This window comes from Lentzea terrae (assembly GCF_003265345.1).
In the GTDB taxonomy this organism is placed as follows: Bacteria; Actinomycetota; Actinomycetes; order Mycobacteriales; family Pseudonocardiaceae; genus Lentzea; species Lentzea terrae.
On the sequence record NZ_QFWW01000022.1, the window covers coordinates 158,635 to 164,877 of the forward strand.

General features: G+C 68.3%; 3 protein-coding genes and 1 pseudogene. 3 read left to right on the forward strand and 1 reads right to left on the reverse strand.

Going from position 1 to position 6,243, the window contains the following annotated elements; translation table 11 throughout:
* Window positions 1–2 precede the first annotated feature (2 nt).
* Window positions 3–392 carry a carbohydrate-binding protein gene (locus DI276_RS52440; protein WP_232836966.1) on the forward strand — a complete coding sequence of 130 codons (390 nt, stop codon included), beginning with the start codon at window positions 3–5 and terminating at the stop codon, window positions 390–392.
* On the opposite strand, the gene DI276_RS27685 is transcribed toward DI276_RS52440, so the two are convergent.
* The gene (locus DI276_RS27685; RefSeq protein WP_232836963.1) at window positions 367–2,451 is read right to left on the reverse strand and encodes a cellulase family glycosylhydrolase; all 2,085 of its coding nucleotides are present in this window, start codon (window positions 2,449–2,451) and stop codon (window positions 367–369) included. The genes DI276_RS52440 and DI276_RS27685 overlap by 26 nt on opposite strands.
* 597 nt (window positions 2,452–3,048) lie before the next feature.
* Between DI276_RS27685 and DI276_RS52445 the strand changes: the two are divergent.
* Window positions 3,049–4,355 (forward strand): annotated as a pseudogene (locus DI276_RS52445) (glycoside hydrolase family 9 protein); the annotation flags it as partial.
* Between the two features lie 12 nt (window positions 4,356–4,367).
* Window positions 4,368–5,660, forward strand: a complete 1,293-nt coding sequence (locus DI276_RS27690; RefSeq protein ID WP_232836967.1) for a cellulose binding domain-containing protein — start codon at window positions 4,368–4,370, stop codon at window positions 5,658–5,660.
* Window positions 5,661–6,243 lie beyond the last annotated feature (583 nt).

Sequence of the window (6,243 nt, forward strand, 5' to 3'; positions counted from 1 at the left end):
CGATGATCGGCGCCTCGTATTACGACGAGCAGCGCGGCACGCAGGTCGAGCGGTGCACCGACTCGGGCTGCGGCCAGAACGTCGGCTACCTGACGCCGGGCGACTACGTGGCCTACGCGGACGTCGACTTCGGAGCCACGCCACCGACCTCGGTGACCACGCGGATCGCGTCCGGCTCGACGGCGAACGGCTCGCTGCAGTACCGGCTGGACAGCCCGGCCGGTCCGGTGATCGCAACCGTGTCGGCGGCGAGCACCGGCGGCTGGCAGACGTGGACGAGCCGAACCGCGACGGCGAGCGGTGCCACCGGCGTCCACCGGCTCTACCTGGTGGCGACCGGTGGCACCGGTGGTGACTTGGCGAACGTCAACTGGTTCCAGTTCGCCCGGTGACCGAGCTGCCCGACTTGGTGACGAGGTAGGTGACCCTGGTGCCGCTCCAGTAGTGGAACGTCAGGGTCACCTCCCTGTTGTCGCCGACCTCGGCGAAGAAGTCGGCCGTCAGCGTCGTCACGCCGGTGGTGTAGTTCGGCGCGAAGGTCCGGTCGAACTCCTTGAAGGAAGTCCAGTTGTGCGGGCCTGCGTTCGAACCGTCCGCGTACTTCGCCTCCATCGTGGCGAGCAGGTCACCGCGGAACGCCGTCGGGATCGCGAACGACGAGGTCGTGCCGGTCGCGCTCTGCAGCACCGGCGGGTCGTAGGTCACGATGTTGATCCGCCACGGCACGCCCTGCGAGAAGTGCGCGGTGAGCACGGCGTTCGTACCGTAGTTGCGCGAGCCGCTCAACCGCGTCAGCGCCGACGCGGTCAGGGTGAGCTGGTCGCCGGAGACCGTGTAGTCGGTGCCGCGCACCAGTTCCGCAGCACCCTGGCGCAGCGAGCCGAAGCTGGTCCCGTTGAGGTTCAACGTGATCGTCTTGGCGCTGATCGCACTCGCCTTGGCGTTGAACACCTGGTCCGTGGAGGCGGTGCCGGAGCGCGTGGTCCAGCTGGACTTGATCTGCGCGATCAGCTCCGGGTCGCTCCACTGGAACGACGTCCGCCCGAAGTGCTGGCCGTTGTCCCACAGCATCGTGGTGATCTTCTTGGTGCGTGCGTAGTAACCGAAGTACTCGAAGAACTTCAGCTTCTCGCCCTGCTGGATGGTGCCGGTGTGGCGGTCGAAGCCGAGCAGGCCGTACTCCCCCAGGATCACCGGGATGCCGCGCGCGATGAACGTGTTGTGCACGCGGTCGAACGAGTCGGTCAGGTCCTTCTGCGCGGTGGCGTCGAACCGCGTACCGCCCGCCACGTTCACGCTGAACGGCCAGTAGCCGTAGTAGTGCACGGTTGCCGCGATGTTGCGGTCGTTGAACGTGTTCAGCGACGACGCCAGCTCGTCGAGCCGCGCCTGGTCCGACGAGGTGTGCAGGGTGGGCAGCACGAGCAGGCGGCTGGCGTTGTTGCCACCCGACCGCCGCACGATGTCGCGGAACGACGCGTTCAGCTCGTGCAGCAGCTGGGCGTTCTGCGCGTCACCGGAGCTGCCGGTGAACTGCGGCTCGTTCACGCTCTCGAACACGAGCTTCGCCGGCGAGTCCCGGAACGTCGTCGCCAGCTGCGTCCAGATCGCGTTGTAGCGGGCCAGCACACCGGCCCGGTCGGACGGCATCGTGTTGATCCACTGCCACGAGTCGTGGTGAATGTTGATCATCACGTGGAAGCCGTCCGCCAGCGCCCAGCCGACGACCTCCTTGACGCGGTTCAGGTACGCCGTCTCGATCGCGTAGCCGGGCGCGGAGCCCTGGTGCTGACCCCACGTCACGGGGATGCGGATGCTCTTGAAACCCTGCGCCTTCACGTTGTCCAGCAACGCTTCCGTGATGCGCGGGTTGCCCCACGAGGTCTCGTCGCTGCCAGTGGAGTCGAGCGTGTTGCCGAGGTTCCAGCCCGGCTGCATCTCCGCGACCTGCGCCATCGCGTCACCGGGTGCCGGTCCGCCCGACGTGGTGGTCGTGGTCGTGGTGGTCGTCGTGGGTGTACCGGGGCCGCTCGTGCACGTCACGCCGTTGAGCGCGAACGACTGCGGCGCGGTGTTGGTACCGGACCAGCTGCCGTTGAAACCGAACGACACCTTGGCGTTCGGTTCGATCACCGCGTTGTAGCCCGCGTCCACGGCCGTGACCTCGCTGCCGGACGACGTGACCGTCGCGTTCCACGCCTGCGTCACCTGCTGGCCCGACGGCCACGCCCAGGTCAGCCGCCAGCCGCTGATCCGGTCACCGGTGTTGGTGATCGCCACGTTCCCGGTGAACCCGCCGGCCCACTGGCTCGGCACCGTGTAGTCGACCTGGCAGCCCGGTGCCGCCGCAGCAGGGCTCACCGCCGCCAGGCCGGCGGTCGCGGCCACGGTCGCGATGGCCGCTGCCAGTGCGACCCCGCGCCGCCGGATCATGTCGCGAAGTCCGGTCATCGACACACCTCTCCTGGCAGGGCAGGGGTTTCCAGGGCTGGACTTCAGGGCTGGGGACACGCCGGCCGCCACGACGCCGCACCGTGCCGACCGGCGCGCCCACCAGCCCCGAATCCAGAACCTGGGAGCGCTCCCAGGCGAAATCGGACTGTAACCCCGGAATAGCGCATCGAAAAGCGCTGTCGAACTGTGGTCGATATTCGAGAGAACGTCAGGTTGCACGCGCCGTGACCGTCGACGACGCCGATCGCGCGACATTCCGGCAACTACGACCACCGGAACGGACCTGCGGAGATGCACACGGTGCGCGATCGTCCACCGCGATGGACCATTCCAGTGATGAGCAACAGAACGCACGTCCGGGGCGATCGCCCAGAAGTTACGTCAAACGGCCAGATCCGCACTGTGCCAGTCGGGGTAGCCCGCTGCTTTCCGTCACCTGAAAAACGAACGCGTTCACCAGACACCCCTTCCGAAATGGTTTCGTGACCGTTACAGTCGCTAAAACTGGGAGCGCTCCCACAAGCATCCGAAACCTGTCATCGGAGGCTCAACGTGCTCAGTCGCAGGTCACGAGCCCTCATCACCGCACTCGTCGTGTTGCTCGCCGGACTGGCCGGTGCGACGACACCGCGCGCCGAGGCCGCGCCCGCGTTCAACTACGCGGAGGCGCTGCAGAAGTCGATCTGGTTCTACGACGCCCAGCGGTCCGGGAAGCTGCCGGCGGGCAACCGCGTGAGCTGGCGCGCGGACTCCGCACTGCGCGACGGTTCCGACGTCGGCCTCGACCTGTCCGGCGGCTTCTACGACGCCGGCGACCACGTGAAGTTCGGGCTGCCGTTCGCGTTCAGCATGTCGATGCTCGCCTGGGGCGCCGTGGAGAACCGGGCCGCCTACGCCGACTCCGGTCAGCTCCAGCACCTCATGGCGAACCTCAAGTGGGGCACGGACTGGATCATCAAGGCGCACCGTCCCCCAACGTCGTCTACGGCCAGGTCGGTGCGGGCAACCCCGACCACGCCTGGTGGGGCTCGGCCGAGGTCATGCCGATGGCCCGTCCTTCGTACAAAGTGGACCCCTCGTGTCCCGGCTCCGACCTCGCCGGCGAGTACGCCGCCGCGATGGCGTCGGCCTCGATGGTCTTCCAGGCCACCGACCCCGCCTACGCGGCCACCCTGCTGACGCACGCCAAGCAGCTCTACACGTTCGCGGACACCTACCGCGGCAAGTACAGCTCGTGCATCACCGACGCCGCGAACTTCTACAACTCCTGGAGCGGCTACCAGGACGAGCTGGTCTGGGGCGCGATCTGGCTGCACCGCGCGACCGGTGACGCGAGCTACCTGACCAAGGCGAAAACGGAGTACCAGAAGCTCGGCACCGAGCCGCAGAGCTCCGAGCGTTCCTACCGGTGGACGATCGCGTGGGACGACAAGTCCTACGGGGCCTACGTGCTGATGGCCAAGCTGACCGGCGAACAGACCTACATCACCGACGCCAACCGCTGGCTCGACTTCTGGACCACCGGCCACAACGGCAACCGGGTGCGCTACTCCCCCGGCGGCCAGGCCGTGCTGGACAGCTGGGGTTCCCTGCGCTACGCCGCCAACACCGCGTTCGCCGCATTGGTGTACTCGGACTGGCTGTCCACTCGCGACAGCACGCGCGCCAGGACCTACCACGACTTCGGTGTCCGGCAGGTCAACTACGCCCTCGGCGACAACCCGCGCAGCTCCAGCTACGTCGTCGGTTTCGGTGCCAACCCGCCGCGCAATCCGCACCACCGCGGCGCGCACGGCTCGTGGGCCGACAGCATCCAGGAGCCCGTCACCAGCCGGCACGTGCTCTACGGAGCGTTGGTCGGCGGGCCGAGCACGAACAACGACGCCTACACCGACAGCCGCAGCGACTACGTGATGAACGAGGTCGCGCTCGACTACAACGCCGGCTTCACCGGCGCGCTCGCCCGCGTGTACCGGGAGTTCGGCGGCACTCCGCTGGCGAGCTTCCCCACCGCGGAGACCCCGGACGGCCCCGAGCTCACCGTGCAGGCCTCGGTGAACCAGAGCGCCGCCCAGTTCACCGAGATCAAAGCGTTCGTGCTCAACAAGAGCGCGTGGCCGGCCCGCACGTTCAACGGCACCCTGCGGTACTTCTTCACGCTCGACGGCGCCACCACGCCCGGCCAGATCTCCGTGACCACCAACTACAACCAGTGCGGCACGGCGAGCGCGCCGACGCAGTACCGCGGCGCGGTGTACTACGTGGAGATCCCGTGCACCGGCATCGCACCGGCCGGGCAGTCCGCGTACCGCAAGGAAGTGCAGTTCCGCATCACCAGCACCGGCACGTGGGACCCGGCCAACGACTGGTCGTACACGGGCCTCGGCAGCGGCAACGCGGTCGTCCAGACCGACCGGATCGTGCTGCGGCAGGACGGGAAGACGGTGTGGGGCCAGGAACCCGGCGGCGGCGTCGAGGACTCCCAGCCACCGACCGTCCCCACCGGACTGACCGCGTCCAACGCCGGCAGCTCCAGCGTCACGCTGAGCTGGGCCGCCTCGACCGACAACGTCGGCGTCACCGGGTACGAAATCCTCAACGGCACCACCGTTGCCGGTGCCGCGACCACGACGAGCCTGCTGGTCACCGGACTCGCGCCGGACACGCCGTACACGTTCTCGGTGCGTGCCAGAGACGCGGCGGGCAACGTCTCCGCCGCGAGCACCCCGGTCACCACCCGCACCCTGCCGGGCGTCCGGAGCACGCTCACGGTGCAGCACAAGGGAACGAGCGCGGCCACGACGAACCAGGTCGGCGCGACGCTCCAGGTGACGAACCGCGGCAGCACGCCGGTCAGCCTCACGACCACGACCGTCCGGTACTGGTTCACCGGCGACGCGCCGTCGGCCGGCTACCAGGTCTGGTGCGACTGGGCGCAGCTCGGCTGCGCGAACGTGCGAGCACAGGTCGTCAAGCTCACCACCCCGCGGCTGGGAGCCGACGCGTATCTGGAGGTGTCCTTCACCTCGGGCAGCCTGGCCGCCAACGGCAGCACGGGCGAGATCCAGCTGCGGGTGGCGAAGTCCGACTGGTCCTCCTTCGACCAGGCCGACGACCACAGCTACCGGGTCAGCGCCGCGCTGACCGACTTCGACCGCGTCACCGCCTACTCGGCCGGTGCGCTCGCATGGGGCGCGGAGCCCTGACGAAGCCTCGACGCGGAACGTTCTGCGCGCCCAGGCGTTCCGCGTCGATCCCAGCCCCGGTCCGCGACCGGACCGCTGCCGCGTCCCCGGCACAACGTTGTGCCGGGGACGCCCTCGTCTTGTCACCTAGTGGTGTGGCCCGAACGTTGCCGGGGGAATTTGCGGTCAGACGGGTGCATCGTGGTGCCGCCCCCGCGTCCTCGTACTGGTTGTACGGGGGCGCGGGGGCGGTGCCGCGAGGCGCCCTGCTGAGCGTGAATTACCTCGCCGACGTTCCGGGACGCGCCACTAGGCCATTTGACCCGTTCTCGCTGGTAGGAACGTCGCACTGGCACATCGGGAGCGTTCCCAGGTTGCGAAACCGTAACCGCCCCGCAAACAGCGAGGTCACCCGGTACGCCACACCCCCAACCCCCTCTCCATACCCACTGGTGAGCCTTGACACACCTGGAGGAGCGAGTGAAACTCCTGGCATCTGGGAGCGCTCCCAGAGAGTCCGCCCGCCGAGACCAGAGGAGTTCTCCCGTGCGACACCGTTGGATCAGCGTGCTGATCTGTGCCGCCGTGTCCGCCGCCGCCACCA

Bases quoted from the DNA above. Each gene is read 5' to 3' on its own strand.
- DI276_RS52440 (WP_232836966.1), top strand. From the start codon at position 3: ATGATCGGCGCCTCGTATTACGACGAGCAGCGCGGCACGCAGGTCGAG.
- DI276_RS27690 (WP_232836967.1), top strand. From the start codon at position 4,368: ATGAACGAGGTCGCGCTCGACTACAACGCCGGCTTCACCGGCGCGCTC.
- DI276_RS27685 (WP_232836963.1), bottom strand. From the start codon at position 2,451: ATGACCGGACTTCGCGACATGATCCGGCGGCGCGGGGTCGCACTGGCA.